Raw genomic sequence first — 26,202 nt, 5'->3', positions numbered from 1 at the left:
TCCCTCGGCCTTGATAAGCGCAGCGACCACCTAAACGCCCTCCACCAATTTCTGCCGGACAGGCGCCGTGCCGGCAGAAAGCACCGGATTGAAGCATGCCAGCCGCCGCCCATCTTCAAGCATATCGAGTTGGGGGCGATGAAAATCGCAGGGGGCCGCGGCATGGGCGCAGCGGGGCGCAAAGGCGCAGCCAGCGGTCAGGTGTTTGGGATTGGGCACAGTCCCCGGTATCGGGACAAGGCGAGTGCGCGGTCCGTCGAGGCGGGGAATCGCATCGAACAGGCCGCGGGTATAAGGGTGCTGGGGATTGGAGAACAGCTGCGTGATCGACCCTTGCTCGACAATGCGGCCGGCATACATGACGCATACCCGCTCACAGACCTGAGAGACGGCGCCGAGATCATGGCTGATGAAGACGGTAGCCATGCCGGTCTCTGCGCGAAGCTGGATTAGGAGGTCGAGGATTTGCGCCTGGATGGTGGCATCGAGCGCGGTCGTCGGTTCGTCGGCAATCAGCAGGTCGGGCTCGCCGGCGAGGGCCATGGCAATCATCAGCCGCTGACATTGGCCGCCGGAGAACTCGTGGGGAAATAGATTGAAGCGACGAGGAGCATCTGGAATTCCAACCATGTCCAGGAGCCGCAGTGCCTCCGCCCTTGCCGTCTCTCCTCTAAGATCACGGTGAAGCGTCAACGCCTCTGTGATCTGCTGACCGATGCCAATGACCGGGTTAAGCGAGCTCGACGGGTCTTGGAAGATCATCGCGATGCGTCCGCCGCGCACGGTTTCCAGCGCTTGGCGAGGCGCACCGCAGAGTTCATGACCCTCGATGCAAACCGAGCCCGATATTGTCGCCTTGCCGGGCAGAAGGCCGAGGGCCGCCAACCACGTCACGGATTTGCCGCAGCCGGATTCACCTACCAGCCCGAGCGCTTCACCACGGCCAACGGTCAAATCAATGCCGTGCAGCACCTGAATGCCGTCGAAGGCGACCTTCAAATCGCGCAATTCCACGAGTTCTTGCGACATCGCGTTCTCCTTCTTCAAGGACTGATGGCGCGTCAGCTTGTCCTGGCCGCCATGGTTTCCGGAAGGGGAGTCCGGCGGATCAAACCCGCCGGACAATACGGGACCGCTACATGGTCCAGTTGTTGGAGCGGAAGTCCATGGCGAAGGCGGGCGCTGCCTTCCACTTGAGCGAGGACTTCATGCCAGTGAACACGGCGTTCTGGTGCAGGACCTGATAAGCGGGGTCTTCGCGCTCGCAAATTTCGAGGATCCGGGCATAAGCCTTCTTTCGGGCCGCGCGATCGGTGGAGGTTTCCAGCACGACGGACAGATCGTTCATCTCTGCGTTCGTCCAGTCCTTCTTCTGCTGCATTTCGCCGTTGGGACCGAATTGCGTGACCATCGGCGTCACTGGGTCGTTGATGTTGGCCGAAGCGGACCAGTCACGCACGCCCTTGATGCCTTCCGGATCGTGGATTTGCGCCCAGTTTTCTTTCATCTGGATCTCGACGTTTAGACCCACCTGCTTCCACATCTCGACCATGATCTGTCCGTTGGACGTCTGGTTGGTGTAATAATTGTTGAGCAGTCGATAAGGGATCGCATCGCCTTTATAGTTTGCCTGCTTGAGAAGATCACGGGCCAGCTCCGGATTGAATTCCGGAGCCTGCCAACCCTCGATGAACATGTCTGTCGTCTTGAAGATGTCGAACTGCAGGCCGGGAGGCACCACTGTCTGGCCGCCCCACAAGGCTTCAACGATGGCCTTGCGATCGATCGCGTGCGTCATGGCGCGGCGCACCAGCGGATCGGCGAGAACGGGGTTTTGTGTATTGAACACGGAAATGCGGTGGTTGAGGATTGTCGATCCCTGCACCTCAAAGCCCGATGCGGCCTCCACCGCGCCGATCTGGTCCGGCGGCAGGTCGCAGGCAAAGTCGTACTCGCCCGACAGCAGCCCGTTCACGCGTGAGGCGACTTCCGGAACTTCAACGAAGCGAATTTCCTCCAGCGGCGGACGGCCACCCCAATATTCGTCGAAGGCAACAAGCGTCAGTGAGACGTCCGGCTTGTATTCGCTCACCATGTACGGGCCGGTCGTAACCGGTCTGCGCGCCCATTCGGTGAAGGAGGCAGCTTCATCCCAGGCGCGGCGGTTGGCGATCTGGCTGCCATAGGCGTAGAGGCGCCCTTCAAGGGTAACGTCCGGTGTCGTGTTGTGGAAGCGGACGGTGTATTTGTCGACGGCCTCCACGCCGGCGAGGGCCGGCCACAGACGCCGGCCAATGCCCGGGACGGAGGCAGGCAGTTCCTTGGCCGTGGTGGGTTTATGGTCGTCTTCGAAGATGGTCTTCCCGCCCTTAGGCTCGGTGTCACCAAACACGCGCTCCTTGGAGAAGGAGAAGACAACGTCGTCAGCCGTCAGCTCGTCGCCATTGTGGAACTTCACCCCCTGGCGCAGCTTTAGCTCAAGGGTCTTGTCGTCTATGCGCTTCCATTCTGTAGCCAGGCCTGCGATGGGGCCCTGATTTCCCATCCAGTCACGCAGGATGAGGCCTTCCCACAGGTTGGGGAAGAACACCCGCTCACCGACATTGGACTGCTCATTCCAAACGCAGAGCGTGTTGTTGTTGGTGATCTTCTGGACCGCGATCGTCACCGAAGGGCGCTTGCCCTGTGCAAAGGTCATTCGCGGCAGGATAAGGCTTCCGGTGGCGGCACCGATCAGGCCAAGCGCGCCGCGTCGATTGATGGAAAGCATCGATAACCTCCTGAGGTTCAGACTTCGAAAAGCAAGCTTCTCCTGAGCTCCTCGAATGTCGGTTTGTTAATGAGCTCGTGAATTTTTGATGACGCGCCGCAGAGGACCGCGACGCGGAATGATCAGGCGGGCACGGCACGCTTCTGGGCAGGATGCCCATCCGCATGGCCGCCCGACAAAATACCTTCCAGCGCCGTCTTAAGACCGGTAGCCCCCGTGACCACCGCCTCTGCTCCGGCGTCCTTCAAGACGCCGTATCGATCAGGACGCGGATCGGACGGATCAACAAATCCGATTGTGCGCATGCCGGCTGCCACGCCACCGAGGATGCCGTGGGGGCTGTCGTCGATGACGAGGCAGCGGGCTGGGTCAAGGCCAAATGCGTCGGCGCAATGGAGGAAGAGATCGGGCGCTGGCTTTGGGCGGGCAACCGACTCGCCACTGAACACATAGGGGGAGAACTCGTGCCACAGATCGAATAGGCCGAGGCTGTTCTTTAAGCGCTCGAAACTGCTGTTTGAGGCGACACACTTGCGGATGGAGAGAGAACGAACCAAGTCAGGCATCCCCGGCATGGGCGATAGCGCCCTAGCAAACTCCTCCTGAAGAGCAGTTCGCAAACCCTCGAAGATCTGGTCGGTGTCACGAAGGTCGAAGGCCTCGCGGCATATCTTTTTGGCGTCTGCTTCGGCAAATCCGGTAAATCGTTGCCATACCTCCTGATGCGAGACATCGGCGCCCGCGCCACGCAGGGCCTGCCAAAGAACACGGCTCGCCAAAGGCTCGCTGTCGATCAGAACACCGTCGCAGTCGAAGATAAGCAAGTCAGTCGCGGTCATCTCTCAATCCGTTCTTGGCGCGAGACAATCTTTGGGGGAATGTCGGTACTCGCTGTTTGCACGCCGGAGGAAGATCGGGCCCACTCCCTGGCTGTGCCTACGAAGGTGGTGTAAGTTACATATGTTACGCCACTGTGACATTTGATCGGAGGGGTGAGTGGAGCAACAGGAACTGATGGTGAAAGCAGCGTGGTTCTACCACGTCGAGGGGCTGACACAGGCGCAGATCGGGGAGCGGATGAACCTCACGCGTCGACGCATCAACGAGCTTCTCGCGCTGGCTCTGGAGCAGGGGGTTGTGCGGATTAGCTTTAGCTCTCCCTTTGCCGAAAACGTCGAGCTCGAGGCGAGGCTTTGCGAGCGCTTCGGGCTGGAGCATGCAATAGTCTCGCCAACACCGGGCGATCCCGTGCATATGCATGCGGTGATTGGCAGAGCGTCCGCATCCTTCCTCGACCGGTTCATCCAAGTCCGCAAGCCGAGATCAATCGGCGTTGGTTGGGGGGCGACGCTGTATGAAACGGCCCGCCAGATGAACCAAGCGCAAGAGCCGGACATGCGAATAAGATCGCTTATGGGAGGGTTAACCCGCGGTTCGGAGATCAATACGTTCGAGATCGTGAGGAGCTTCGCCAAGGTCCTCAACGCTAAGTGCCACTATTTTGCCGCACCCATCTACGCTGGTAGCGAGGAGGCGCACGCGGTAATTATGGCTCAGCCGGTCTTCCAGGAGTTTGTCCGAGACGCAGCGAATGTTGATGTGTCGTTTCTCAGCGTGGGCGACGTGACGGGCCAGTCCCTACAGGTTCGCTATGGACTGCCGGCGCAGACGAATGTGAGCGAGTTAGTGGCGGCCGGCGCCGTTGGCGACATCCTCGGGCGCTATCTGGACGCAGAGGGGCGGTCTGTGCACCATTGCGTCAATCGGCAGGTGATATCGCCGGATCTTGAAGCCTATCGCACCATTCCGACCAGGATCATTGCATCTGCGGGGCCGCACAAGCATGCGATCCTTTTCGCGGTCCTGAGAGCTCAGCTAGCAACTGCTGTGGTGACTGACGCTGACAGTGCTCGGGTCCTCTTGATGTGACCACCCACTGTGTTGCTCAGCTCAGGCGTTGACCAGACGAGCCATCGAACACATGAAGAGCGCTCAAGTCGGGGCGCAAGTGCACTGTGTCACCAACGCTGATGGTTGCGTCTCGAGTAAACTCCGCGGTCAGCATGCGCGTGTCGCCCGTTTCCAGATATCCGTACGTCTGGCTCCCCAAGCGTTCGGCGACCGCAAGCTTCCCACTAAACCAAGCGTCCTCTGGAGCGCAGGCGGATAAATCCTCAGGCCGAATGCCAACCGTCACAGTTCCAGCTCTGAACCCGCCTGCAACCACATCGGCAAGTCTAATCGTGTGGCCCTTGATGTGAATTGTCAGCTGATCGTTGTGAGAGACGATGTCGGCTGACATCGTGTTCATGGTCGGGCTGCCGATGAAGCGGGCGACAAAGAGGCTGGCCGGACGGCGGTAAAGCTCCAGCGGAGGACCAATCTGTTCGATGCGCCCGGCATTCAGCACCACAATGCGATCCGCAAGCGTCATTGCCTCGACCTGATCGTGAGTGACGTATACTGTGGTCGCCTTCATGCGATTATGAAGCTTTGCGATCTCAAGGCGCATTTCCACACGCAGCGCCGCATCGAGATTGGAAAGTGGCTCGTCGAAGAGGAACGCGGAAGGCTCCCGCACAATGGCGCGGCCCATGGCGACGCGTTGGCGTTGACCGCCGGAAAGCTGGGCAGGCCGCCGATCAAGAAACGGCTGGATCCGAAGGATATTGGCCGCCTGCGCGACGCGCTGCTGGATGACGGCCTCGTCTGTCCCGCGCATCTTCAGCCCGAATGCCATGTTCTCCAGCACACTCATGTGTGGATAGAGCGCATAGTCTTGAAACACCATCGCGATGTCTCTCTGAGACGGCGGGAGGGCGTTCATCAGCTTCTCGCCAATCTTCAGCTGGCCTCCGGAGATCTCCTCAAGACCCGCGATCATTCGCAGCAGGGTGGATTTTCCGCAGCCAGAGGGACCGACCAGAACGAGAAATTCACCGCTTTCGATATCGATATCGATGTCGTGGATGACCTGCAGCGATCCATAGCATTTCCGGATTTCCCTTAAGCTGATTGCAGTCACGGGTCTACTCCTCGCAAGGTCTTGTTTGGCTCTTGACGTCCGTTATCGATATCAATATCAATAATCGGACGAAAGATAATTGGCAACTCCGCGGAAGCGAATGATGTATTTTTCTGCCCAGTCGAATGCGCGAGACGTCAAGCCGGCAAAGTCGGCGGCCACTTTTAACGCGCTCAAGCGCGATATCATGCTGGGGGTGCTTCCGGCTGGAGCCTCTTTGACTGAGTTGGATCTCGCCGCCTACTTTTCCTGCAGCCAAGGAACAGTACGTGAAGCCCTGCTGCAATTGCAGGAGGAAGGGCTCGTTCGCCGGCAGGGTCATCGCGGTACCCAGGTGTCAGAGTGTACGGAAGCTGAAGCCGTGGAAATGTTTCGGGTGCGACAGCAGGTCGAGTGCAGTGGCATTCTGCGAGCATTGCAGATGCCCTCGCGCACGCTGATTGCCGACTTGAAAACTCTGTTTGAGAAGATGCTGGGGGCGGCAGCGGCGGGCGACGAATTGGAGCTGGCTTCGCTTGATCGCGATTTTCACCGACGCCTCTTTCAGGACGCGCAGCTTCCGGCGCTCGACCCGATCCTGCATCGCTGCCTGGTGCACAATCATCGGTTCAAGATTTCACGCAGCACCAGCCCCCGCGATCTTGTCGCTACAGCACAGCGGCATGCCTCGATCATCGACGCCGTCGAGGCAGGCGATGTGGGAAGGTCGTGCGATGCGCTGCGTCACCACATTGCGACGATCGTCGACCTTGGCCCCGATGTTTTTCCGGATGTGCGTCAATGATCGCAGCGCCCGACATCAGTCTGCTTTCTGGCGAAATGGCGCGGCTGCTTGAGCGCGTCGAACGGGAAGCGGGTCCGCAACCTGATCCGACGCTGCTGCCCCCTTCGGAAGGAAGGGCGCTCACCCTTGAAAGCAATCGCCGCTGGAATGTCGGTCTGCCGGAGATGGCTGCCACTGGTGACGCCTGGGTCAACTCGGACGAAACCCTTGGGTCTGCGCGCGTTCGCCTGAAGGTTCTGGTGCCGCCGGGGCATCGGCCAGGCGCCGTGATCTTCGTGCACGGCGGCGGCTTCGCCTTCTGCAGTCCCGAAACGCACGAGCGATGTGCGCGTGTGCTTGCGATCGAATCCAGCCTGCCGGTCCTGCTGCCGGACTATCGGCTTTCGCCGGAGCATCCCTATCCTGCTGGATTGATGGACGTAGTCGCGACCTTGCGATCGGCCTTCGCCGCAGCAGGTACCCTCGGCGTTGAGGAAGGCCCAGTGGTTATGGCGGGCGACTCCGCAGGCGCAAATCTTGCGCTCGCGGCATTACTGCACGAGCAGCCTCGATCAAGCGCCGCCGTGGCGGGCGCCTTGCTGTTCTACGGAACCTATGCAGCGTCCTTCCACACGCAGTCGTACCGCAATTTCGAGCATGGCCCGGGACTGACGACTGCCAAGATGCAGCGCTACTGGAACTGGTATGTCGGTGGCCGCGATGTTTCGACCGATTCCCTGGCGTGTCCGCTGGTCGCTTCGAAAGAGGCGCTGCTGGCTATGCCACCACTTTATCTGATGGCCGCGAGCGTGGATCCGCTGCTTTCAGACAGCATCCTCTTGCACGAGCGCCTTAAGGGTCTCGGGCGCAGCGACGCGCTGACGGTCGTCCCTGGTGTCACCCATGGCTTCTTGCAGAACACGATCGATCTTGCCGCCGCGCGGGAGGCGCTAGCGGCGGCAGGGAAGGCGGCGAAGGACATGATCGCCTGAAACAAAACTTGATTTTCAGAGGAGGAGAAAATGAGAATGCTGAAGAAACTGGCCATGGGCGCCGCTCTTGCGACCGCGCTGCTTGCAAGCACCGCATCCGCGGAAACCGTTCGGTTCTGGTATCATTTTGATAATCCGGAAAACCCGATGAACGACTTGGTAGCCAAATTCGAGGCTGCCAATCCAGGCATCGAGATCGAAGCGGAAAACGTTCCCTGGAACAGCTATTACGACAATTTATACACCGCGTTGGTTGGTGGGAATGCACCTGATGCCGCCATGGTGAAGCTGTTCGCCCAGCCGCGCCTCATCGAAATGGGAGCGTTGGAGCCGCTTGGCGAGCAGGTCGAGGCCTGGTCAGGAAAGGCAGACCTTCTCGACAACCTGCTGGAGATAAACAAGGGACCAGACGGCCAGCAGTACTATCTGCCGATCCAGTACGTCGTGCTCTATCTCTACTACCGCGCGGACTTGTTCGAACAGGCAGGACTGAAGCCGCCAGCGACGTGCGAGGAGTTTCGGGATGCCGCTATCAAACTGACCAAAGCGCCGGAGACTTACGGATTCGGCCTGCGTGGCGGGAAGGGCGGCTGGGACCAGTGGGGAGCCTTCGTGCTGTCGCAAGGCGCAAAGCTGGAGCCGGGCGGCTTGACGACGCCTGAAGCGATCGCTGCCAATCAATGGTTGATCGACCTCTTCCAGAAGGACAAGGTTATCCCTCCGTCCGCGCCAAACGACGGCTTCCAGGAAATTACCGGCGCCTTCAAGAACGGTACGACGGCCATGACCATTCATCACATTGGCTCGTCCAATGACATGGTGAAGGCACTCGGGGACAAGGTTTCGGCTGTGCCGGTTCCTGAGTGCGGTGGCGGTCGGTGGACGTCCTATGGCGACGAGTCGCTGGCTATCTTCTCCTCTTCGCAGGTCAAGGATGCAGCATGGAAGTGGATCTCCTTCCTGGCTGAGGGCGAAAACAACGTCGCCTTCAACAAGGCGACGGGGCAAATGACTGTCACCAAAAGCGGATCAGAGAACTGGACGCTGCATGAGCGCCGCTTCGTGGACGCGACCGTGCAGTCGCTACCCTTCGCTGAAGTACTGCCGCAGAACACTGCAACGTCGGAATTTGTGAACACAGCCTGGCAGACTGCAATGCAGCAGGCGTTGACCGGCCAGATCACCTCCGAGCAGATGATGCAGCAGCTCGAGGCGCTCTTCGCGCAGCAGTAACCTCCCGCAAGAGGGCGTGCTGCGCCCCCTTCGCCTCTTCCATCCGCCTCGCCCGAACATCAGGGCGGATGGGATTCTTTGATGACAACGGCCGGGAACGACCGAATGACCGCGACGACCGCCTCACCATCGACCGATGTGACCATCGCCACGCCCTGGCGCGTCCGGCTGATGCCCTACATGCTGCTGGCGCCTGCCGTTCTCGTCACGGTGTTCATCGTCTTCTTTCCGATGGTGCAGGCGCTTGCCACCAGCTTCTATGATCTCATCCTCTGGAGGCCCAATGCCAGCCGCTTCGTCGGGTTTGGTAACTATGTGAAGCTCTTTGCCGACCCTGTGTTTTGGACCGCGCTTGGCAATACTGCCATCTGGATCGGCCTGACAGTGCCGTTGCAGATGGGCCTCGGCCTCGTGACCGCGTTGTTGCTGAACCGGGAGTTTCCGTGGCGCGGCCTGGCGCGCGGGCTCATCATCATACCCTGGGCGCTGCCGAGTGTGGTGATCGCGCTGATGTGGCGCTGGATCTATGACCCGAATACGGGCATCTTGAACGACATTCTGATCTATCTCTCGGTCGTGCAGTCTGCCGTGCCATGGCTTGCCGATCCAGACCTGGCTCTCTACGCGATCATCGCGACACTGACCTGGCAAGGCTTCCCCTTCTTCGCGGTCATGATCCTTGCGGGGCTGCAGGGGATTCCGAAGAGCCACTACGAGGCAGCTTCCATCGACGGCGCTTCGACCTGGCGGCAGTTCGTGCACATCACTTTGCCGGGTATTGCTCCGGTTCTGGCGACGGCCGGTCTGCTTCGGGTCATCTGGGTCGCCAATTCCATGGACGTGATATTCGTGATGACGGGCGGCGGGCCGGGTTATGCCACCCATACGCTGCCGCTCTATGCTTTTGTGCGTGCCCGCCAGAACCTCGACTTCGGCTATGGCACGACGATCGCGGTCACCTTTACCATCCTCCTTGGTGCTGTAGTTGCCCTTTATCTGGCCCGTACAATGCGCGAGGTGGAACGATGAACAAGCCCTCCACCTTCCGCCGGATCATCACAACTGATCTGCCGGTGTTGATTATCGTGCTTTTTGCGATGGCGCCATTTGCCTGGATGGTTCTGACGTCGCTGACGCCGACAAAGGCGCTGAATGCAACAGGCGTTTCAATCTCCCCCGCAGGGTGGAGTCTCGACAACTACGTGCGTCTGCTGCAGCAGACTTCCTTCCTCGACAACATGCTCGATAGCCTGATCATTGCTTGCGGTACTATGGCACTTGGGCTCGCTGTGGCTGTGACGGCCGCCTACGCCTTTTCGCGCTTCCGCTTTGGCGGCCGAAAGCTCCTCATGTTGCAGTTTCTGCTGATCAATATGTTCCCGATCGTGCTGCTGATCCTGCCACTCTTTGTCCTTATGCGGAAGGTGGGCCTACTCGACACCCATTTCGGTCTAATCCTTGCCAATGCGACGGTTGCCATTCCCTTCGCGGTCTGGATGCTCACGAGCTATGTCGGCGCTATTCCAAAGAGCCTCGACGAGGCCGCGATGATCGACGGCTGCTCGCGGCTGACGGCGCTCAGGCGGATCGTTCTGCCGCTTATGTTGCCGGGCATCATCTCGACGGGCATTTACATCTTCATCACCGCCTGGAATGAATATCTCTATGCGCTGACGCTTGGCGGACGGAACGTCCGACCGGTCACGGTCGCAATCCAGACCCTCATCGGCGAATACCAGATCGAATGGGGCCTGCTTGCAGCGGGCGCCGTCGTCGGCGCCATGCCGGCTACTATCCTTTTCCTTCTCGTCCAGCGTCGCCTTATCGGTGGAATGACACAAGGTGCGGTGAAGGGCTGAATCAAATGAAAGAGGAAAGACAATGAACCCTGTCGGGTTGATCTCCATGCAATATGCGCGGCCGTTCACGGCAGAGCATTTCCCGCTCTTTTCAGAGATGCGCAGCCTCGGGTACGATTTCGTCGAGCTACTCGTGCCGGAGCCGGGCGAGCTTGATCTGAAGGAGGCCCGCCATGCGCTTGAGGCCGCCGAGCTCGGCGTTGTACTCGCCGCTCGCGTTAACCTGCAGCGAAACCTCGCGGCTGATGATCCGGCCGCCCATCGTGCCGGAATTAATTACCTCAAATATGCAACTGATTGTGCTGCGGCTCTCGGCGCTACGGTCGTCGGCGGTCCGCTCACCGGTAACCCTCTTGTCTTTGCCGGACGGCCGCCGCAGCCCGTCACTGAGCAAGAGCGGCATTCACGAAAAGCCCGCTGCGTCGCCGGTCTGAAGGAAGCGGGAGATCATGCGGCCAGTCTCGGCGTGGTACTGGCGGTCGAGCCGCTCAACCGCTTCGAGAGCGACGTGCTCTGCACGACACAGCAGGCGATCGAGCTGCTCGATGCGGTGGATCACCCAGCCGTTCAGCTCATGCTCGACACGTTCCACATGCACATGGAAGAAGCCTCCATTGCCGAAGCGATCCGTCTGGGCGGAAATCGCGTCGTACACTTCCAGGCCAATGAGAACCACCGCGGCTTTCCCGGTACCGGCGCAACGGATTGGGTCGATGTTTTCCGGGCGCTCCATGAGATCGGCTATGGCGGCCCAATATCGCTCGAACCCTTCCGGCGCGACGACGACCGCTTCGGCGTTCCCTTCGCTCAGTGGCGGGCGCCACACGAAGACGAGAACGAGCGTCTTGCTGCCAGCGCGCAGTTCATCAAGTCCCACATCCTGCTTACGGAATATCGTCGATGACACTCAAGATCGGTTGGATTGGCTGCGGCGTCCACGCTACCCAAATGCTGCTTCCGCAACTGGTTCGCCACGACGTCCAGATTGCTGCGCTTTGCGACATTGACGGCCAACGTCTGGCATCTGCGGGACGGCAGTTCGGTGTGTCGAGCCTGACGAGCGACGCGGAAGAGCTCATTCGCCGTTCGGATATCGACGCTGTCGGCATGGCCGTTGGCCCAGACCAGCATCTCCATTTCGGCAAGAGTGCTCTAGAGCGGGGGCTTCCCGTGTTCATGGAGAAGCCGCCATCCGGAAGCGCCGCAGGTGCGCGCGAACTACTCGCCGCCTCGGAGAAGAGCGGCAAGCCGCTACTTCTCGGCTTCATGAAGCGCTACTCAGCCGGGAACAAGATCGCGGCCAACATTTTGCGCTCCGGTCGGTTCGGAGAAATCTACGGCCTGACCGGCTACTATATGACCGCACCGGGCTATTTTGCTGGCAATGTCGACTATACCGGCTTCTTCCTGCATCATTGCGTGCACTACATGGACCTCGTCTCGTTCCTCGTGTCGCCGGTTTCCAAGCTGACGGCCCGCAGGGTTGAGAAGGGCAGGGGCAAAGTGCTGTTCCATGTGAACTTTGACTTTGAATGCGGTGCCATCGGCACCATCGCCATGGGCACTGCCCAGTCGCGGGGTGCGCCGGTGGAGCGTATCGAGATCATGGGCGACCACCAGCGTATCGAGGTCGATAACGTTGTCGAGGTGCGCTGGAACCGCAATCCGCCGTTCAAAGTGGATGATCCCGCTGCCATGCTCGACGACGCTGCAGACACGCTGATTTGGAAACCGAACTTCACAGCGGCGGCCAACGAGGACCCCAAGGGTTATCACTCGCTGCTGTCGGACGTCGTCCCGGCGCTGATGGGCGATGAAACGCAGGCACCGACGATCAAGGACGGTGTCGTTGCAATGGAGCGTCTCGAGTCCCTGCGAGGCGAACTGGCGTTGTAGAGCTCTGGGTGCATTTGGGGCACTACAGACGCTCCGCCCATTGGGGATACAGGGGGCCAAGCGTGCGCCGATACGGGAGGTGACGCAGAAAGCAAAAGGACTCGCAGGGAAGAAGTACGTCCGCTTAGCGCCCCAAGTTAGTCATTGAGGCCGTGGTTACGTCTACTTGAAAGGAGACACTGCTCCTGGCCGCCTCACGTTGCCTGTGCGCCAACCGCAGTCTCCGCGCACAAGCATTTCCGCTTGCTGGTTGACGGGAGCCGGAGCACCGGCCGGTTGCGTCAACTATAACGCCTCGCCGCAGCGTCCGATGGCGCTGTCAAAAAATGGTCCCAATGGGGTCATTCAGGGCAACTACTGCATAAGGCGCTTATGCGATCTCCGTATGGCGTGTTCTTCGCGAGATGGCGGTTGAAGTCCGGCGCGCCGTCGTTCCACCAAACCGGACCACGTTCCCCCAAGGCAACCTTCGCGGCATCTACGGCTTTCCGCGCTGCACGAAGCTGCTCCGGGTTGCCTGTTGCTTCCTTCACCGCCCGGCGGGCGGCCATCAGTTCGGACACGAGGCGCTTCTGCTCGTGTTCTGGGAGATACGGGTTCGACTTCCTCCACAGACGGCCTCTGACAATGATGTAGCGGCCGTCCGGAGTTTCAAGAATAGGTTCCTTCATGCTCCGGCTCCGGCCTCGGCCCTCGTCAGCCGGAAGTAGTAGCGGCGCGGGTCGTGCTCGACGACCATCATTCCGGCGATCTCGTGCTCGTTTACGCGACGGAAGTAGTCGGTGATCGGCTGCCGGTCGTACGCCATTGCGGCAGTCATCACGCCGTCGTCCGCCAGTGTCCGCAAAGTAGCCGTCGCTCCTTGGGCACGGACGCGCGGCCTGATGTGCGAGAACAGATTGCGTGCGCGGGTGGAGCGGCCGAACGCGGCGAATCTGTTCGCGAGCCTGATCGGGAAGAACTTGGGATCAACCGGAACCAGGCGGCCGGGTTCTCCCTCGAACAGAAGGGCGTCCGCGCGCAGATCGGTGTGAAACCGCTTCCCGAACCAGCGCAGGTTCTCCAGTACCCCGTCGAGCGGATGTCCTGAGGGATGCCCGACACCCTTCCACAGTCCTATGATTTCTTCCGGCCGCACTGGATCAAGTGAACGAAACCATCGGGCGACCTCGGTCTGCAACGTCGCCTGCAGCAAAGTTTGCTTCACGGGCGGCTCTCCATTTCCAATCACTGGGTCCTCGCCAGATACAGATTGTCCAGCAAGCGGGCGTTCCGATGGAATGACGGCGTCCTTCTTAAGTTCCCTATGCTGTCGCATGTTTGGCGGCGCGGAGCCTGCGGCACCGCGGGGTGGAACATACCGATTCCGTGCCCGTTACGCATCGAACCAGACAGGAGGCAACGATGGCTACTACGACACGTGGGCGCGCGCAGGACAGAGCACGGGTTGCAGGCGGGCAGGAGCACGAAGTCCGCTATGAAGCAAAGAAAGAAGGCGTCTCGAAGGAAGCCGTGAGGAAGTCGGTTAAGAAGGTCGGAAACAGCCGCGACAAGGTCGAGGCTGACCTGGAGGCCACAAAGTGATCAGGGGTGTCGTTTCGGCTCAGGATCGTGGGGCGGACATCGAGAACCGCTCCGAAGACCGCCTGCGAGATGGACCCGGTCTGACAGGTACCCATCGGTCGTTCCTTGCGCAACGCCAGCATGCGGAGGTCTCTCTGATGTTCGGTAGGAACGCCGGCTTCAAGGCTCGAGCGGAGATCACGAACGGAGGGCTTCTCTCCATCGCGGCGCTCGTCTCGAGTATCCTGCTGACGACTACTGTTCTCGTCCACGTTGCCGTTCGTGACGGCAAGCGGTCCCGTTGGCCACTCTGAGGGTCAATAGACCTTCATCAAACCGGGCGGAGGTCAGTCGGCCTTTCGCTCGCTAAATGTGCTCCACCGCGAAGGGAGAGGACGTGGCGCTCGAAGATCCATATCTTGCCGTCTTGGTCTTCTCCACGTGATAACGCAGTCTCGGCCATATCAAGATACACGTCTGCGAAGTGGACGAGGCTGCTCAGCGTAGCTTGGCGGGGAGGCGGTCGCGCGCATAGCTTCGCACGTCACGACGGCGATCCAGACGGACGAACCGTCCGTCACACTGAAGTGGCCATTCGCGCCGAACAGAAAGGGTGCCGGCTCGCAGAGCACGAGGTCCACTAGATCCTTCATTTCGCTTCTCCTACCGTGATCGTTGGACTCCTGCGGCCATTCTGGGTGCAGGGCAGGCCTATTGCTGTTGCAGGCGGGGCAGGGCATCCCGGCGCCACCGCATCTGCAGCTTTCGACGGCTCGCCATGGCGTCTTCCGATGATGTTCGCGCACCCACCTGGTGCCGCTGCAGTTGTCGCAGCCGAATGTCATCAGCCCGCCTTCCGGTCGTTCTTGCGCTCGGCGGCAAGGCTCTGCTTGAGGGCAGCCATAATGTCGACGATGTTGGACGTGGGTGCCGCCTCGGCCTTCGCCTTGGCCTTCTTCGCAGGCTTCAGCGCCTTCTTCTTCTCCGCGATAATCGACAGCAGGGCCTCCTGAATCGGGTCGCTCACCATTGTCGGCGACCAATGCGCGGTCTTCTGCTTGATCAACTTCTGCACGAGGGGGACAAGTTCTGGATCGGCGGCGTCCTCGATGTCCTCGAAATAGGCTTCCTCTCTGCGCACCTCATCGCCGAAGCGCAGCGTCCAGAGCACGATACCTTCGCCGCGCGGCTCCAGAACAACCGCCCGTTCGCGCCGTCCAATCACCAGCTTTGAGATGCCGACGACGTCGTCGGCCTTCATGGCGTCGCGGATCACCGCAAAGGCGTCCTGGCCTACGGGATCGTCGGGGGCCAGATAGTGCGGCTTTTCCAGGTAAACCCACTCGATGCTGTCGGCACGAACTTCTCGATGTCGATCGTCTTGACCGTATCGAGCTGGACGGCGTCGAGGTCGTCGTCCGTTAAGATCACATAGTCGTTCTCGCCGCGGTCATAGCCCTTCGCCTCGTCCTCGTTCTGCACAGGCTTGCCCGTGACGGAGTCCACGTACTGCGACACGACGCGATTGCCCGTCTCCTTGTTCAGAGTATGGAAGCGAACCTTCTCGCTCTCGCTGGTCGCCGGAGTCATGGCGACAGGGCATGTCACCAGGGAAAGCTTCAGGCAGCCGCGCCAGTATGGTCTGATTGCCATGACGATCTCCTCAGCCGGCCTTGCGCTGCGGGGCGGTTTTTTGCTGCAGCTTTTCCAGCCGTCCCGCGCGCCGCACGTGGCCGTCCCTCGCCAGCATTGGCATTGGCGGCTGTCCGTTTCGGCTTCTCGTCTGCAGCCTTCATCATGCCCGCGCTCTCGCGTAGCGCCGCGAGCAGGTCGTTCGGTTTTGATGGCTCTATCTTCTTACGCTTCGGCAGGGCCTTGCCATCGATCTTCGCCTTGACGAGTTCGGCAAGTGCCGTCTCGTATCGGTTGTCGAAGGTTGCCGGATCAAATTCGCCCTTCTTCGTCCCGATGATATGCTTGGCGAGGTCGAGCATCTCGCCCTCGATCTTCATCTTGGGCACGCCCTCGAAGGCCTTCACACTCGACCGCAGCTCGTAGTCGAAGTTCAGCGTGGTCGCGATCAGCCCCTTGCCGTGCGGCCGGATCAACACGGTGCGCATCCGGCGGAAGAGAACGGTTCGAGCGATGGCAGCGACCTTAGACCTGTTCATCGCCTCGCGCAGTGCGACGAAGGCGTCGGCGCCGGACCTGTCGGGCACCACTGTGCCCGATGCCCTGCCATTACGCTGTACTCCGAATCACTCGTTTGGCGACTCAATTGGATTCGAAGTGATTCGTTCCGACTCGAAATGAATCTAAATTCAATGGGTTGCGGCTCGAGATTGAGAGTCTGATTCACGTTCCGCACGACAATAGCTGCCGCCCCAGAAGGTCTTTGGGCCGATCTTGCGTTCACAGTGCATCAGCACCATCTAAATCATGCCGCCCCAAAGCAAGCGCGACTTCCGCACTGACCCCCTCGTCGTGCGTAGATGGTTGTGCGCGGGGTGTGAGGGCGCTCCCCGCCAGGGTCGAGCGCCCTCAGCGATCTTCACCTAACCCTTGGATCAACATGCACGACAAGTCTCTCATCATTTTCTTCCACGGCATCGGCGCTTCCTCGGCGCAGCTCATGCCTCTCGCAAACTCATATCAGGACTCCCTACCGGACGCCCGGCTGGTGGTGCCCGACGCGCCATTTCGCCACCAGTACGGGCGCGAATGGTTCAGCATCCAGGGCGATCCGCTCTCGCCGGACAGGATCTGCCGCGCCCGTAAGGCCTTCGACGCCACTGTAAGCGAGATCATCATGAGGGAAGGGTTCGAGAAGTCGTTGAACCGGGTAGCCTTTGTCGGCGTTTCGCAGGGGGCCATTGTGTCCCTGGACGCGGTCGCCTCTGGCCGCTGGCAGGTGGGATCTCTCGTGTCATTTGCTGGGTTGCTTCCCCCCGTCACGGTTTCCACCGAGAGCAAAAGGACGCCTGTTTTGCTCGTGCATGGTGAGGATGATCGGACCATACCTGCATTTGCATCAAGCATTGCCGCTCGGCAATTCAGCGCCGCCGGCTTCCAGGTCGAGCTGGAACTCCAGCCGACTGTCGGTCACACAATCTCGCCCAAGGGTGCCGACCGCGCGCTTACCTTCCTGCAGAAGACGCTCTCGCCGAAACCTGCGACCTCGCCAAACGTTTCGGTGGCATGACAGACGACGAGCCACAGGACGAACATGAACCGATGCCGGAAACTGTGTCCTTCCGCTTCGACAGAATGACCGTAGCTCGGTTCCGCGAAACCTTCCCTCGTGCCCGATGGAGCGACGAACTTCAGGCGTGGACGGTTCCCGGCACCACTGCCCGCCGCCGCGTCGATCGATGGCTGGCCTCGGAATCGAACCGAAATAGGCCGTTCGAAGAGGAGCGTGGCCGCGACGCCTTCGAGTTCGAACCCATCCTCAGTCCATACCTATCCGTCTACGACCACGGCTTTCGCATCAAGACGCCGTACTCAAGGACGGTTGTCGAGGAGCTGCGGCAGATACCCTTCGCCCGGTGGAACGGCGAGGAGAAGGTGTGGGAGGTGCCGTACGCCTCCTACGACGACCTGCAGCACCGATGGGAGACGATCGAAGAAGCCGCGAAGCATTGCGAGCCGGAGGAGCGCAGGAAGCGGGCCGAAGCTCGGAAGGGAACGGAGGAGGAGGCGAAGGCGAGGCGTCGCGATCTGGAGCGCCGGAAGAGACGCCTTCCGGTGCCGAGCGACGATCTGCCGCCATTGGGCAGACCTATCGCCACGGTCCGCTACGGGATGGTCGTCTTCACGCAGGTCACGGGCGAACTCGTCGTTCCGGAAGAGGTTGCCGAGGCCTATTCTCTTCGCGAACAAGAGCATGTCTGGGCCCTCTGGCGGTCGCCGACCTTAGAGGAACTTGTTCAAACTTGGCCGGCACGGGTGGAAGCTGCCGAAGAGGAGCGGCGTCGCGGTTGGTGGCAGCCCACCATCGACGAACTTCGCGCCGCCCGGCGGAGAGCACGTTCGACTGAAAGGCGGCTTGAACGGATCAACGAAAGCAGACACGCGACTTCGCAGGGGACATGAATTCGCCTTGGTGGTTTTATGGATAACTCTCCACTTTGGTGGAGAGTTCGCAGATTTTCTAAAGAGAATGGTGAGTTCATCCTTCCCGTGCGCCGAAAGCTGCCCGTCTGCTGTCGGCCCCAAATCAGCCGTGTCAAGTGACTAAGCTTCGGTATAAGCCAAGGATCTTGTGGAGTTCGCATAGTCGAACTGATCCCAGACGATGGAACTGAAGAAGGTCAGCCAGACGGAACGGCTCAGCCGGGGGCAGTCGGTGCCGCCTTCCGCTAGGGCGTCGCTATGCTAAGGTTCCTGCGGCTGCCCTTTTTCCGACCGACCCGTGTCGAGAATTCCCGCTTTCCCGTCCTGCGGCCGGCGCTATGCTGAAAGCTCCGATACTCTTCATTGTCTTGTGTGTGGGCTGACGGCCGCACTGCTCGTGGCCCGTTGGATGGCCCACCGGATGACGTGGTTGTCTTGCTCTCCTCAAAGCGGCAGCCGTCATGACAGGCTCAAGGCGCCCGCCTCCGCTGTTCGGCTAACAAAGGGCTTCCCGCCCTGGACTACGCAATGGCAGCGCCCGGCCTTCAGCGTCTGCTCGTCCAGCATTGGGATCACTTATTCTGCGCTCGGCGTCACCAAGAACGTTCAAAGAACATACGAGTCTCGTCGGCATCTCGTTCGGGGATCTAAATTGAAGTAATTATGGCATCTTCCAAAATGGAATACCTGATGGAATTCTTTTCATTTTGCTGAGCCGCTTGCCGAGGTGACTATGGCGAATGGAATGCGGAGAGATGTCATGAGCCAGAGCAAGGCCCTGTGGGGTGGTCGTTTCCGGGCGCAGCCTGATCCCTCGCTTACCCGATATTCACGCTCGGATGCGAGCCACCTTCGCCTTGTCTCCTTCGACGTTGCAGGGTCGCGCGCCCATGCACGCGAGCTGGTGCGGACCGGTATTCTCAATGATGAGGAGTGCCGCAGGATCCTGACGACACTAGACGCGATTGCCGCGGAGTCGGCAAGCGGGGAGATCGAACCAGCCGCCAGCGACGAAGATATCCATACCTTCATTGAACGCCACCTGATCGAGCGCCTTGGGGACGTGGGAGGCAAACTTCGTGCGGGCCGCTCGCGCAATGACCAGGCCGCCAATGACCTCAAGCTATATCTGCGGGAGGAGGCGAAGGTTGTTTCGCAGGAGCTTCTGACGCTGATCGAAGCCCTGATGGGACAGGCGTCGTCCCACTTGAACACTCCAGCGCCGGGGTTCACGCACCTCCAGGCGGCGCAGCCAATCGTCTTCGGCCACCAGTTGATGGCTCATGCACAGGCGCTTTCTCGCAATCTCGACCGGTTGCGGGATTGGTATCGCCGGAGCGGCCGTTCCCCGTTGGGCGCCGCGGCGCTCGCGGGAAGCGCGATCGCCCGCCACCCGCAAGAAATGGCGCGGGAGCTCGGCTACGAAGGCTCCTTCGAAAACTCCATCGATGCTGTTGGTAGCCGCGACCACGTCGCAGAGTTCCTCTTCGTCACCGCCATGATTGGCGTCGACCTGTCTCGGCTTTCCGAAGAGATTATCTTGTGGTGCTCACAGTCATTTGCTTGGGCAAAGCTCGATGACGCCTTCTCGACCGGCTCTTCCATCATGCCACAGAAGAAGAACCCGGACATTGCCGAACTGACCCGAGGCCGAAGCGCCCGGCTGATCGGTTGCCTTTCAAGCATCATGGCGACGCTCAAGGGGCTGCCGTTCGCCTACAACCGTGACCTCATCGAGGACAAGAAGGCAGCATTCGAGGCCGTGGACACTCTGCACATAGCGCTTCCTGCCATGAGTGGTCTTGTGCGGACGCTTCAGTTTGACGTGGGGCGGATGCGACAAGCGGCAACGCAGGGGTTTACGCTTGCTACAGAGATGGCCGATTGGCTGGCACTTCGTGGGGTGCCTTTTTCCCACGCCCATGAAATCACCGGCAGGGCTGTGCGCTATTGCGAAGATCATGGCATCACGCTCGAAGATCTCAGCCCTGAGATGCTGACCGACATCGATCCGGCACTGCAGCCTTCGATCATGGAGCACATAAGCTTAGATGCCGCGCTCGCAGCGCGCTCTGCGCAAGGTGGTACGGCCCCCGAAGCCGTTGAACGGCAAATCGGCCGATTGAGCCTCACGCTGGCTCCGCTTCGCGTTTGGGCGGAGGAGGACGCACAATGAGCACGGCCTCCGGGTCTCGAATAGGCACACCGGCTAAACCGGACCCGAGTTCGTTCACCATAAAACCGCGTCGTCATTACGGCCGATGGCTGGCAACTGCACTCATTCTTTTGGCCCTTTCCGGTATTGTCAGAGCCTTCGCGCTCGGCCAGATCGAATGGGCAGTTGTTGCGCAGTTTCTCACCGCGCCGGCCATCCTCTTTGGCTTGGTCAACACTATCATCATGGCGATTGCCGCCATGGCGCTCGGCATCACCCTCGGCGTCCTCTTCGCCGTCATGGTCATGTCCCCGAACCCGGTGCTGCATTACTCAGCCAAGGGTTATATCTGGTTCTTCCGCGGTACGCCGCTGATCCTGCAACTCCTGCTCTGGTTCAACCTGGCACTGGTGTTCCCCACGCTCGGGGTTCCGGGTCTCTTCGCGTTTCGGACGGTCGATGTCATCACCCCCTTCATGGCAACACTCCTGGGACTGGGGATAAATCAGGGGGCCTACACGGCTGAAGTCGTTCGCGCAGGCATCCTTTCGGTGGACCAGGGCCAGACTGAAGCCGCCCAGTCGATCGGCATGGCACGCCCGGTGATCATGCGCCGCATCGTGTTGCCGCAGGCCATGCGTGTCATCATCCCCCCGGTGGGTAATGAGTTCATCAGCATGGTCAAGCTGACTTCGCTCGCGTCGGTCATCCAGTTCTCCGAGATCTTGCGCAATGCGCAGACGATCTACTTCGCCAATGGCCGCGTCATTGAGCTTTTGATCGTCGCAGCCGTCTGGTACATCGCGGTGGTCTCGGTCCTGTCGATCGGACAGCACTTCCTGGAGCGCCGCTTTTCGCGCGGACAGGCCAACAGGGGGCGCGGGCGATGAGCTTGGACCCGAGGAAATCTTCGCAGCCGCAGCTTACAGCGCGAAAGGTCACCAAGACCTTCGGGAGCCTCACGGCGCTCGACGCGGTTGATCTTGATGTCATGCGTGGTGAAGTCCTGTGCATCATCGGCCCCTCGGGCTCGGGCAAGTCGACTTTGCTACGCTGCCTGAACCAGATCGAGCGCTTCGATTGTGGCGCGATCTGGATAGACGAGGAGATGATCGGCTATCGCCAAGACGGAGACACGCTCTACGAACTCGACGATCGCGCCATTGCGCGCCAGCGCCTTGCCTGCGGCATGGTCTTCCAGCGCTTCAATCTGTTCAACCACATGACTGCCTTGCAGAACGTCATGGAAGGCCCTGCCACTGTCCTGAAACGACCACGCCAGGAGGTGCGCCAGGAGGCCATCGCGTTGCTGCAAAGGGTCGGCCTGTCGGACAAGCACGAAGCCTACCCCGCGCAACTGTCGGGTGGCCAGCAGCAGCGCGTGGCGATCGCTCGTGCGCTGGCGATGAAGCCGAAGCTGATGCTGTTCGACGAGCCGACCTCCGCGCTCGATCCCGAACTGGTCGGCGAAGTGCTAACCGTCATGCGCGACCTCGCCGCCAGTGGCATGACAATGATTGTCGTGACCCATGAACTCGGCTTTGCGCGCGAAGTGGCCGATCGCGTTATCTTCATGGACTGCGGACGGATCGTCGAGACCGGCGCTCCTGACCAAGTGCTAGGGGAGCCCTTGGAACAGCGTACAAGAGACTTCATAGCGGCCGTGCTGTCGTAAGGTACAGTTATAACAAGAGAGGAACTGACAATGTCATTGAGAACACTTCTAATCGCTGGTACTGCGCTTGCGGCCACGGCCACCTTCGTCGGCGCCCAGGAGTTGCCTCAGCGCATCCGCGACGCGGGCACCATTGTTGCGGCGACGAACCCGAACTACGCGCCCATCGTCTACAAAGATCCTGCGACTAACACCCTCCAGGGCCTCGATATCGCGCTTGGTGAAGCCATCGCCGAAGAACTCGGCGTCAAAATTGAATGGCAGGAAACCGAGTTCGTTCAGATGTTGCCCTCGCTGCAAACGGGCCGCGTCGACATGGCAATGGCTGGGATGTCGGACCTTCCGTCTCGGCGGGACACCGTCGACTTCGTCGACTACATGGTCTCTGGCGCCCAATTTTATACCTTAAAGGCGCTTTCAGAAAGCATCACCAGCACCGAGGACCTGTGCGGCAAGCGCGTCGGCGCGTCCCGCAACACAAACTGGCCCAAGCAGATCGGTGATTGGAGCAAGGATAATTGTGAGGCGAAGGGGCTGGAGCCGGTTGAGGTCATCGGCACCGAGGGATCGGTCGATGCACGCACGCAGTTGAAGAGCCAGCGCCTGGACGCTGCAGTCCAAGGCAGTGAAACCCTTCCTTATTTCCAGAAGCTCGAGCCGGATACCTATGTGCTGCTCGGAGAACCCTTCACCCGTTCTCTCGCCGGCATTCCCTTCTTGAAATCGGATGAGGGAAAGCAGATCCGCGAGGCGGTAAAGGGCGCGCTTGAAAGATTGAAGGAGAGCGGCCGTTACTCGGAGATCTTCAAGGAGTACGGCCTGACAGGAAACGAAATCGGCGCGATTGGTCTCAACCAGGGAGAATAAGCTTGTTTGGCCACATCAGCCGCGCAACCAGCTACCGCTGATGTGGTCATTCGCCTTTAACCTTGCCGTGCGACCTCTTCCATCAACCAGTCATAGAACAGGTTGAGTGCGCGCCGGGGCGTGCGGTCCATGGGGCGAGTAAACCAGTAACAGTTGGGGCTGTCGAAGCCGAGGCCGTTAGGGTTGATCAGGTCACCTGAAGCAAGTTCCTGAACGATCAACCTCCGTGGGATGAGTGCTAGTCCTTGCCCGGCAATTGCAGCGCGGATGACGAGCGTATAAAAACCGAAGCGGATATAGTGGCGAGGCTCTGGGGCATCGACAGGAAGGGCCACGACTTTCCGGAGGTTTTGCCAGCAGTTGGGGGTTTGCGGATGCTCCAGAAGTGTGAAGCGATCAATGTCGGCCAAGGCTTGCAGACCACCTGCTCTCTTGATGTAATGGGGCGCCCCGACTAGAGCAATGTCACGGCCGAAGAGATAGTCTGCCTGTTGCCCGCGCCATGGCGGAGCGCCGTAACGAAATGCGGCATCGGGCTCGGCCTGGCCGGGAGTCTCAAAACTTGTGAACTGAACGTCGACGTGTGGATAGCGTTCAGCAAATCCCGCAAATCGCGGCAGCAGCCACCGGTCTCCTAGAATAGGCAACGTGTGGAGACGCAACACGTCTGGATCACTTGAAAGGCGCGCCACGCGAAGGGCAGCATCCTCAAGCGCCTTCAGGGCAATCTTTGCCTGCTCGACATAGACCTTCCCAGCGTCGCTCAGTTGCAGACCCGACGCATGCCGTGCAAAGAGCTGATGTCCGATCGAACTCTCAAGCTTTGCCAGTTGCTTGCTTACCGCACTTTGGGAGAGGTTGACCGCGTCGGCCGCTGCGACGGTCGAGCCTCGTTCAGCGAGCGCGATTAGCACCCTCAGCCCTGCCGTCGACGGTATTCGCGAGCTCACGTCTGCCTGCTTTCAGTTGGCTCATTCATCAGTCTGCCCGGTCTTTGCCTTTCAGCACTTGTCACTAAGCAGAAACGTGATGTCATCATAATACGATTCTGAGCGTGCGCCAGTGAATGTCTTGGCAGTGGCTCGACCAGAAAGCTCGGGGGAAAGAACGGGATCACATAGGCAATTCCGCCAGCATGTGGCGCCGCTGGAGATCCCGCGCCTGACCTCGAACAAGCTATCAAGCTCAGGGATCCAGGAAGCTTTGCGATTCTCCTGTTCGGGGAACCTTCCGGCAAGAGCTAACGGCAGCCTTGGCCTTGCCATCGCCTGTTATGCCCAGCTAATGCAGACGACCAAAGTGATGGTGTCTATCGTGATTATTGTCGTCGTCGGCGCGGTGCTCACCCTCGGAATGCTGCAGCCCTTCCTCGGATCGCTCATAGCGACAGCGGCGATGTCACCAGAATCACCGACGATCGGCAGGCCCTTCTGAGGAACCTAGCGGACGAAATCGCCGAGGTCAGTGCGCACGTGGCCACTGCGGATGCAGATGATCGATCATGAAGGCGTGACTATGTCGATGTCCACGCCGGTGATGCCCCTCCATCAGATGGGGATCATTTGCCGCCAGGTCGTAATGGCTGTGTTCGATTTCTGCCTCGTCAGATGGTCGCCAGACCCAGATCGCACCGATCAATCCAACGCCTGCCACGAGGGCCAGTATGGTCGCCGTCATGGACAAGCCGATGGTAGCCCCAAGCCATCCCGCCAGTGGATAGGTCAACAACCAGGCCGCATGCGACAGGGCGAAGTGGGCGGCGAATAAGGCGGGGCGATCCTGCGCATGGGCAGACCGGCGCAACAATCTGCCGGACGGTGTCTGCACGATCGAATAGCCCAGCCCCATCAGCAGCCAGACCGCCAGCAATATGGCATAGTCCCTGACGAAAATTGCCGATACTAAGCCGATGATGAGGATCGCTGCTCCAGACAGCATCATAGGCCGGTCGGTGTTCCTTTCCAACAGCTTGGGCAAGGAAAGAGCCGCCAGCATCGAGCCGCATCCGAAGGCCGCCAGCGCCACTGCCGTCTCGGTCTGGGAGAGGCCGAGATTTGCCTGGACGAAGACGACCGTGTTGACAATCACCATGGCACCTGCCGCAGATACTGTCATGCAGAGTGCCAGAAGACCACGGAGGCGTGGTGTCGTCAGATAGAGGCGGATGCCGCGTGTGGTGCGGTCATAGATGCTTCTGCGCTGCCTGGCAGGATGGTTTGGCAGCGCCACAGACATGACCATGGCCGCAGACACCAAGAAGCCCAAAACAGTGCCGGCAAATAGAGAATGGAAGGAAATGACCGTCAGCAAGGCTGCCGCCAGCATCGGGCTGACTAGGCTTTCGAGATCGTAGGCCAGCCTGGAAAGCGACAGAGCGTGCGTGTAGTTCTGCTCGTCCGGCAGGACGTCGGGGATCGTCGCCTGAAATGCCGGCGTGAAGGCGGCAGATGCGGATTGAAGGATGAAGATCAAGCAGTAGACCTGCCAGATCTCCGTAACGAACGGCAGGCAGACCGCCACAGCCGCCCGCACCAGATCAAGGCTGACCAGCATGGCGCGCCGGGGCAGGATTTCCGCGAAAGCCCCGGCAATCGGAGCGAGCGCGACATAGGCGATCATCTTGATGGCAAGTGCGGTTCCGAGCACAGCGCCCGCCCGGTCTTCGGCCAATTTATAGGCCAGCAGTCCCAGTGCCACGGTCGCGAGCCCTGTTCCAAGCAGAGCGATCACCTGGGCCAGAAACAGGTGCCGGTAAGTTCGATTTTGCAGAACGCCCAGCATGGCGGCTCCTTCAGAGATATTTGGTGATTGCCTTGAATTCGTTGATCGACTTGCGCTGCTCAAGATCAAGCGCGCCGACCGTTTCGTCGAGGCAATGATCGAGATGATCCTGGATCAGCGTCCGTTTGGCGTTTTCGACCGCCTTCTCCACAGCATGAAGCTGTTGGGCGATGTCGAGGCACGGCTTGCCCGCCTCGATCATGGCAATCACACTTTTCAGGTGTCCCTCGGCGCGCTTGAGGCGCTTGACGATGTCGGGATGGGATTCGTGTCGATGCTCGGCCATCCCATTATGCTATCCCCCTGGAGAGGATCACTCAAGGTGTTTCTTGTCTCTGTCGGCAGCGGCTCCCATAACCCTGGCACGCCGGGCCGGTCGCCACTTGTGAACGCGGCTGACGATCGGCCTTGCCAACGCTAAACGCGTGAGCCGCTGGAGAGGACTGCATAGGTTCGACCTATCCCGGCTGTAAGATTTATGTATTTCACTTCGATCCGCGGTCTGTG

General features: G+C 60.1%; 27 protein-coding genes and 2 pseudogenes. 17 read left to right on the top strand and 12 right to left on the bottom strand.

Translation table 11 applies throughout. The features are described 5' to 3' along the window. Window positions 1-30: 30 nt before the first annotated feature. The 3 genes from LXM96_RS00520 to LXM96_RS00510 all read right to left on the bottom strand — a co-directional run bounded on the left by LXM96_RS00520 (window position 31) and on the right by LXM96_RS00510 (window position 3,609). A complete protein-coding gene (locus LXM96_RS00520) occupies window positions 31-1,029 on the bottom strand; it encodes an ABC transporter ATP-binding protein (RefSeq protein WP_239996275.1) in 999 nt (332 codons plus the stop codon). Window positions 1,030-1,135: 106 nt separating this feature from the next. Continuing rightward, window positions 1,136-2,770, bottom strand: coding sequence for an ABC transporter substrate-binding protein (locus tag LXM96_RS00515; RefSeq protein WP_239996274.1), 1,635 nt, complete (start codon window positions 2,768-2,770; stop codon window positions 1,136-1,138). Between the two features lie 122 nt (window positions 2,771-2,892). Then, a complete protein-coding gene (locus tag LXM96_RS00510) occupies window positions 2,893-3,609 on the bottom strand; it encodes an HAD family hydrolase (protein WP_239996273.1) in 717 nt (238 codons plus the stop codon). A gap of 157 nt (window positions 3,610-3,766) precedes the next feature. On the opposite strand from LXM96_RS00510, the gene LXM96_RS00505 reads away from it, so the two are divergent. Continuing rightward, window positions 3,767-4,699, top strand: a complete 933-nt coding sequence (locus tag LXM96_RS00505) for a sugar-binding transcriptional regulator (protein ID WP_239996272.1) — start codon at window positions 3,767-3,769, stop codon at window positions 4,697-4,699. A 16-nt stretch (window positions 4,700-4,715) separates the two neighbouring features. Here the strand turns inward: LXM96_RS00505 and LXM96_RS00500 are convergent, their stop codons facing one another. Then, window positions 4,716-5,795: an ABC transporter ATP-binding protein gene (locus LXM96_RS00500; protein WP_239996271.1), complete on the bottom strand. Its 1,080-nt coding sequence runs from the start codon at window positions 5,793-5,795 to the stop codon at window positions 4,716-4,718. 187 nt (window positions 5,796-5,982) lie between these two features. On the opposite strand from LXM96_RS00500, the gene LXM96_RS00495 reads away from it, so the two are divergent. From LXM96_RS00495 to LXM96_RS00465, 7 genes are all read left to right on the top strand, one after another. After that, the gene (locus LXM96_RS00495) at window positions 5,983-6,579 is read left to right on the top strand and encodes a GntR family transcriptional regulator (protein ID WP_239996270.1); all 597 of its coding nucleotides are present in this window, start codon (window positions 5,983-5,985) and stop codon (window positions 6,577-6,579) included. Continuing rightward, a complete protein-coding gene (locus LXM96_RS00490) occupies window positions 6,576-7,550 on the top strand; it encodes an alpha/beta hydrolase fold domain-containing protein (protein ID WP_239996269.1) in 975 nt (324 codons plus the stop codon). Before LXM96_RS00495 ends, LXM96_RS00490 begins: the two co-directional genes overlap by 4 nt. Window positions 7,551-7,580: 30 nt before the next feature. Then, entirely contained in the window at window positions 7,581-8,783 is a 1,203-nt protein-coding gene (locus LXM96_RS00485) for an ABC transporter substrate-binding protein (protein WP_239996268.1), read from the top strand. Between the two features lie 105 nt (window positions 8,784-8,888). Next, a complete protein-coding gene (locus tag LXM96_RS00480; protein ID WP_239996267.1) occupies window positions 8,889-9,812 on the top strand; it encodes a carbohydrate ABC transporter permease in 924 nt (307 codons plus the stop codon). Beyond that, window positions 9,809-10,642 carry a carbohydrate ABC transporter permease gene (locus tag LXM96_RS00475; protein ID WP_239996266.1) on the top strand — a complete coding sequence of 278 codons (834 nt, stop codon included), beginning with the start codon at window positions 9,809-9,811 and terminating at the stop codon, window positions 10,640-10,642. The genes LXM96_RS00480 and LXM96_RS00475 overlap by 4 nt, the downstream gene beginning before the upstream one ends. 22 nt (window positions 10,643-10,664) lie before the next feature. Further along, window positions 10,665-11,546, top strand: a complete 882-nt coding sequence (locus tag LXM96_RS00470; RefSeq protein ID WP_239996265.1) for a sugar phosphate isomerase/epimerase family protein — start codon at window positions 10,665-10,667, stop codon at window positions 11,544-11,546. Beyond that, a complete protein-coding gene (locus LXM96_RS00465) occupies window positions 11,543-12,538 on the top strand; it encodes a Gfo/Idh/MocA family protein (protein ID WP_239996264.1) in 996 nt (331 codons plus the stop codon). The genes LXM96_RS00470 and LXM96_RS00465 overlap by 4 nt, the downstream gene beginning before the upstream one ends. Window positions 12,539-12,879: 341 nt before the next feature. Here LXM96_RS00465 and LXM96_RS00460 read toward each other — a convergent pair whose 3' ends face one another. Further along, window positions 12,880-13,209 (bottom strand): hypothetical protein, encoded by a 330-nt coding sequence (locus tag LXM96_RS00460; RefSeq protein ID WP_239996263.1) that lies wholly within the window; start codon window positions 13,207-13,209, stop codon window positions 12,880-12,882. Beyond that, window positions 13,206-13,745: a GXWXG domain-containing protein gene (locus tag LXM96_RS00455; protein WP_239996262.1), complete on the bottom strand. Its 540-nt coding sequence runs from the start codon at window positions 13,743-13,745 to the stop codon at window positions 13,206-13,208. Before LXM96_RS00455 ends, LXM96_RS00460 begins: the two co-directional genes overlap by 4 nt. A gap of 197 nt (window positions 13,746-13,942) precedes the next feature. Here LXM96_RS00455 and LXM96_RS00450 point away from each other — a divergent pair, with 197 nt between their 5' ends. Further along, window positions 13,943-14,122: a DUF3606 domain-containing protein gene (locus LXM96_RS00450; RefSeq protein WP_239996261.1), complete on the top strand. Its 180-nt coding sequence runs from the start codon at window positions 13,943-13,945 to the stop codon at window positions 14,120-14,122. Beyond that, entirely contained in the window at window positions 14,119-14,415 is a 297-nt protein-coding gene (locus LXM96_RS00445; RefSeq protein WP_239996260.1) for a hypothetical protein, read from the top strand. Before LXM96_RS00450 ends, LXM96_RS00445 begins: the two co-directional genes overlap by 4 nt. A gap of 150 nt (window positions 14,416-14,565) precedes the next feature. Here LXM96_RS00445 and LXM96_RS00440 read toward each other — a convergent pair whose 3' ends face one another. From LXM96_RS00440 to LXM96_RS00430, 3 genes and pseudogenes are all read right to left on the bottom strand, one after another. Next, entirely contained in the window at window positions 14,566-14,754 is a 189-nt protein-coding gene (locus tag LXM96_RS00440) for a hypothetical protein (RefSeq protein ID WP_239996259.1), read from the bottom strand. Window positions 14,755-14,945: 191 nt separating this feature from the next. Beyond that, window positions 14,946-15,754, bottom strand: a pseudogene (gene ku, locus LXM96_RS00435) (non-homologous end joining protein Ku). A gap of 10 nt (window positions 15,755-15,764) precedes the next feature. Further along, window positions 15,765-16,323 (bottom strand): annotated as a pseudogene (locus LXM96_RS00430) (Ku protein); the annotation flags it as partial. Window positions 16,324-16,673: 350 nt separating this feature from the next. On the opposite strand from LXM96_RS00430, the gene LXM96_RS00425 reads away from it, so the two are divergent. The 6 genes from LXM96_RS00425 to LXM96_RS00400 all read left to right on the top strand — a co-directional run bounded on the left by LXM96_RS00425 (window position 16,674) and on the right by LXM96_RS00400 (window position 22,914). Next, window positions 16,674-17,303: an alpha/beta hydrolase gene (locus LXM96_RS00425; protein WP_239996258.1), complete on the top strand. Its 630-nt coding sequence runs from the start codon at window positions 16,674-16,676 to the stop codon at window positions 17,301-17,303. After that, window positions 17,300-18,196: a hypothetical protein gene (locus LXM96_RS00420; RefSeq protein ID WP_239996257.1), complete on the top strand. Its 897-nt coding sequence runs from the start codon at window positions 17,300-17,302 to the stop codon at window positions 18,194-18,196. Before LXM96_RS00425 ends, LXM96_RS00420 begins: the two co-directional genes overlap by 4 nt. A gap of 781 nt (window positions 18,197-18,977) precedes the next feature. After that, entirely contained in the window at window positions 18,978-20,393 is a 1,416-nt protein-coding gene (gene argH, locus LXM96_RS00415) for an argininosuccinate lyase (protein ID WP_239996256.1), read from the top strand. Further along, window positions 20,390-21,262 (top strand): amino acid ABC transporter permease, encoded by an 873-nt coding sequence (locus tag LXM96_RS00410; RefSeq protein WP_239996255.1) that lies wholly within the window; start codon window positions 20,390-20,392, stop codon window positions 21,260-21,262. Before argH ends, LXM96_RS00410 begins: the two co-directional genes overlap by 4 nt. Then, window positions 21,259-22,047 carry an amino acid ABC transporter ATP-binding protein gene (locus LXM96_RS00405; protein WP_239996254.1) on the top strand — a complete coding sequence of 263 codons (789 nt, stop codon included), beginning with the start codon at window positions 21,259-21,261 and terminating at the stop codon, window positions 22,045-22,047. Before LXM96_RS00410 ends, LXM96_RS00405 begins: the two co-directional genes overlap by 4 nt. A 30-nt stretch (window positions 22,048-22,077) precedes the next feature. After that, on the top strand, window positions 22,078-22,914 hold the full coding sequence (locus LXM96_RS00400) for an ABC transporter substrate-binding protein (protein ID WP_239996253.1): 837 nt from the start codon (window positions 22,078-22,080) through the stop codon (window positions 22,912-22,914). A gap of 56 nt (window positions 22,915-22,970) precedes the next feature. Here LXM96_RS00400 and LXM96_RS00395 read toward each other — a convergent pair whose 3' ends face one another. Continuing rightward, window positions 22,971-23,864 carry a LysR substrate-binding domain-containing protein gene (locus tag LXM96_RS00395; RefSeq protein WP_239996252.1) on the bottom strand — a complete coding sequence of 298 codons (894 nt, stop codon included), beginning with the start codon at window positions 23,862-23,864 and terminating at the stop codon, window positions 22,971-22,973. 334 nt (window positions 23,865-24,198) lie between these two features. Here LXM96_RS00395 and LXM96_RS00390 point away from each other — a divergent pair, with 334 nt between their 5' ends. Next, window positions 24,199-24,348, top strand: a complete 150-nt coding sequence (locus LXM96_RS00390) for a hypothetical protein (protein ID WP_239996251.1) — start codon at window positions 24,199-24,201, stop codon at window positions 24,346-24,348. A gap of 27 nt (window positions 24,349-24,375) precedes the next feature. Here the strand turns inward: LXM96_RS00390 and LXM96_RS00385 are convergent, their stop codons facing one another. Then, entirely contained in the window at window positions 24,376-25,695 is a 1,320-nt protein-coding gene (locus LXM96_RS00385) for an MFS transporter (RefSeq protein ID WP_239996250.1), read from the bottom strand. A 10-nt stretch (window positions 25,696-25,705) separates the two neighbouring features. Then, window positions 25,706-25,981: a metal-sensing transcriptional repressor gene (locus LXM96_RS00380; RefSeq protein ID WP_239996249.1), complete on the bottom strand. Its 276-nt coding sequence runs from the start codon at window positions 25,979-25,981 to the stop codon at window positions 25,706-25,708. Window positions 25,982-26,202: the final 221 nt, after the last annotated feature.

Source organism: Rhizobium halophilum (assembly GCF_021648825.1).
GTDB lineage: Bacteria > Pseudomonadota > Alphaproteobacteria > Rhizobiales > Rhizobiaceae > Neorhizobium > Neorhizobium halophilum.
This window is presented reverse-complemented; position numbering and strand designations above follow the sequence as displayed.

What these genes read in the sequence shown, in the direction of transcription:
- LXM96_RS00420 (WP_239996257.1), top strand. Translation starts at nt 17,300, where the DNA reads ATGACAGACGACGAGCCACAGGACGAACATGAACCGATGCCGGAAACT.
- LXM96_RS00480 (WP_239996267.1), top strand. Translation starts at nt 8,889, where the DNA reads ATGACCGCGACGACCGCCTCACCATCGACCGATGTGACCATCGCCACG.
- LXM96_RS00495 (WP_239996270.1), top strand. Translation starts at nt 5,983, where the DNA reads ATGCTGGGGGTGCTTCCGGCTGGAGCCTCTTTGACTGAGTTGGATCTC.
- LXM96_RS00510 (WP_239996273.1), bottom strand. Translation starts at nt 3,609, where the DNA reads ATGACCGCGACTGACTTGCTTATCTTCGACTGCGACGGTGTTCTGATC.
- LXM96_RS00490 (WP_239996269.1), top strand. Translation starts at nt 6,576, where the DNA reads ATGATCGCAGCGCCCGACATCAGTCTGCTTTCTGGCGAAATGGCGCGG.
- LXM96_RS00470 (WP_239996265.1), top strand. Translation starts at nt 10,665, where the DNA reads ATGAACCCTGTCGGGTTGATCTCCATGCAATATGCGCGGCCGTTCACG.
- LXM96_RS00410 (WP_239996255.1), top strand. Translation starts at nt 20,390, where the DNA reads ATGAGCACGGCCTCCGGGTCTCGAATAGGCACACCGGCTAAACCGGAC.
- LXM96_RS00475 (WP_239996266.1), top strand. Translation starts at nt 9,809, where the DNA reads ATGAACAAGCCCTCCACCTTCCGCCGGATCATCACAACTGATCTGCCG.
- argH (WP_239996256.1), top strand. Translation starts at nt 18,978, where the DNA reads ATGAGCCAGAGCAAGGCCCTGTGGGGTGGTCGTTTCCGGGCGCAGCCT.
- LXM96_RS00460 (WP_239996263.1), bottom strand. Translation starts at nt 13,209, where the DNA reads ATGAAGGAACCTATTCTTGAAACTCCGGACGGCCGCTACATCATTGTC.
- LXM96_RS00390 (WP_239996251.1), top strand. Translation starts at nt 24,199, where the DNA reads ATGCAGACGACCAAAGTGATGGTGTCTATCGTGATTATTGTCGTCGTC.
- LXM96_RS00400 (WP_239996253.1), top strand. Translation starts at nt 22,078, where the DNA reads ATGTCATTGAGAACACTTCTAATCGCTGGTACTGCGCTTGCGGCCACG.
- LXM96_RS00465 (WP_239996264.1), top strand. Translation starts at nt 11,543, where the DNA reads ATGACACTCAAGATCGGTTGGATTGGCTGCGGCGTCCACGCTACCCAA.
- LXM96_RS00485 (WP_239996268.1), top strand. Translation starts at nt 7,581, where the DNA reads ATGAGAATGCTGAAGAAACTGGCCATGGGCGCCGCTCTTGCGACCGCG.
- LXM96_RS00385 (WP_239996250.1), bottom strand. Translation starts at nt 25,695, where the DNA reads ATGCTGGGCGTTCTGCAAAATCGAACTTACCGGCACCTGTTTCTGGCC.
- LXM96_RS00515 (WP_239996274.1), bottom strand. Translation starts at nt 2,770, where the DNA reads ATGCTTTCCATCAATCGACGCGGCGCGCTTGGCCTGATCGGTGCCGCC.
- LXM96_RS00405 (WP_239996254.1), top strand. Translation starts at nt 21,259, where the DNA reads ATGAGCTTGGACCCGAGGAAATCTTCGCAGCCGCAGCTTACAGCGCGA.
- LXM96_RS00425 (WP_239996258.1), top strand. Translation starts at nt 16,674, where the DNA reads ATGCACGACAAGTCTCTCATCATTTTCTTCCACGGCATCGGCGCTTCC.
- LXM96_RS00440 (WP_239996259.1), bottom strand. Translation starts at nt 14,754, where the DNA reads ATGAAGGATCTAGTGGACCTCGTGCTCTGCGAGCCGGCACCCTTTCTG.
- LXM96_RS00380 (WP_239996249.1), bottom strand. Translation starts at nt 25,981, where the DNA reads ATGGCCGAGCATCGACACGAATCCCATCCCGACATCGTCAAGCGCCTC.
- LXM96_RS00520 (WP_239996275.1), bottom strand. Translation starts at nt 1,029, where the DNA reads ATGTCGCAAGAACTCGTGGAATTGCGCGATTTGAAGGTCGCCTTCGAC.
- LXM96_RS00450 (WP_239996261.1), top strand. Translation starts at nt 13,943, where the DNA reads ATGGCTACTACGACACGTGGGCGCGCGCAGGACAGAGCACGGGTTGCA.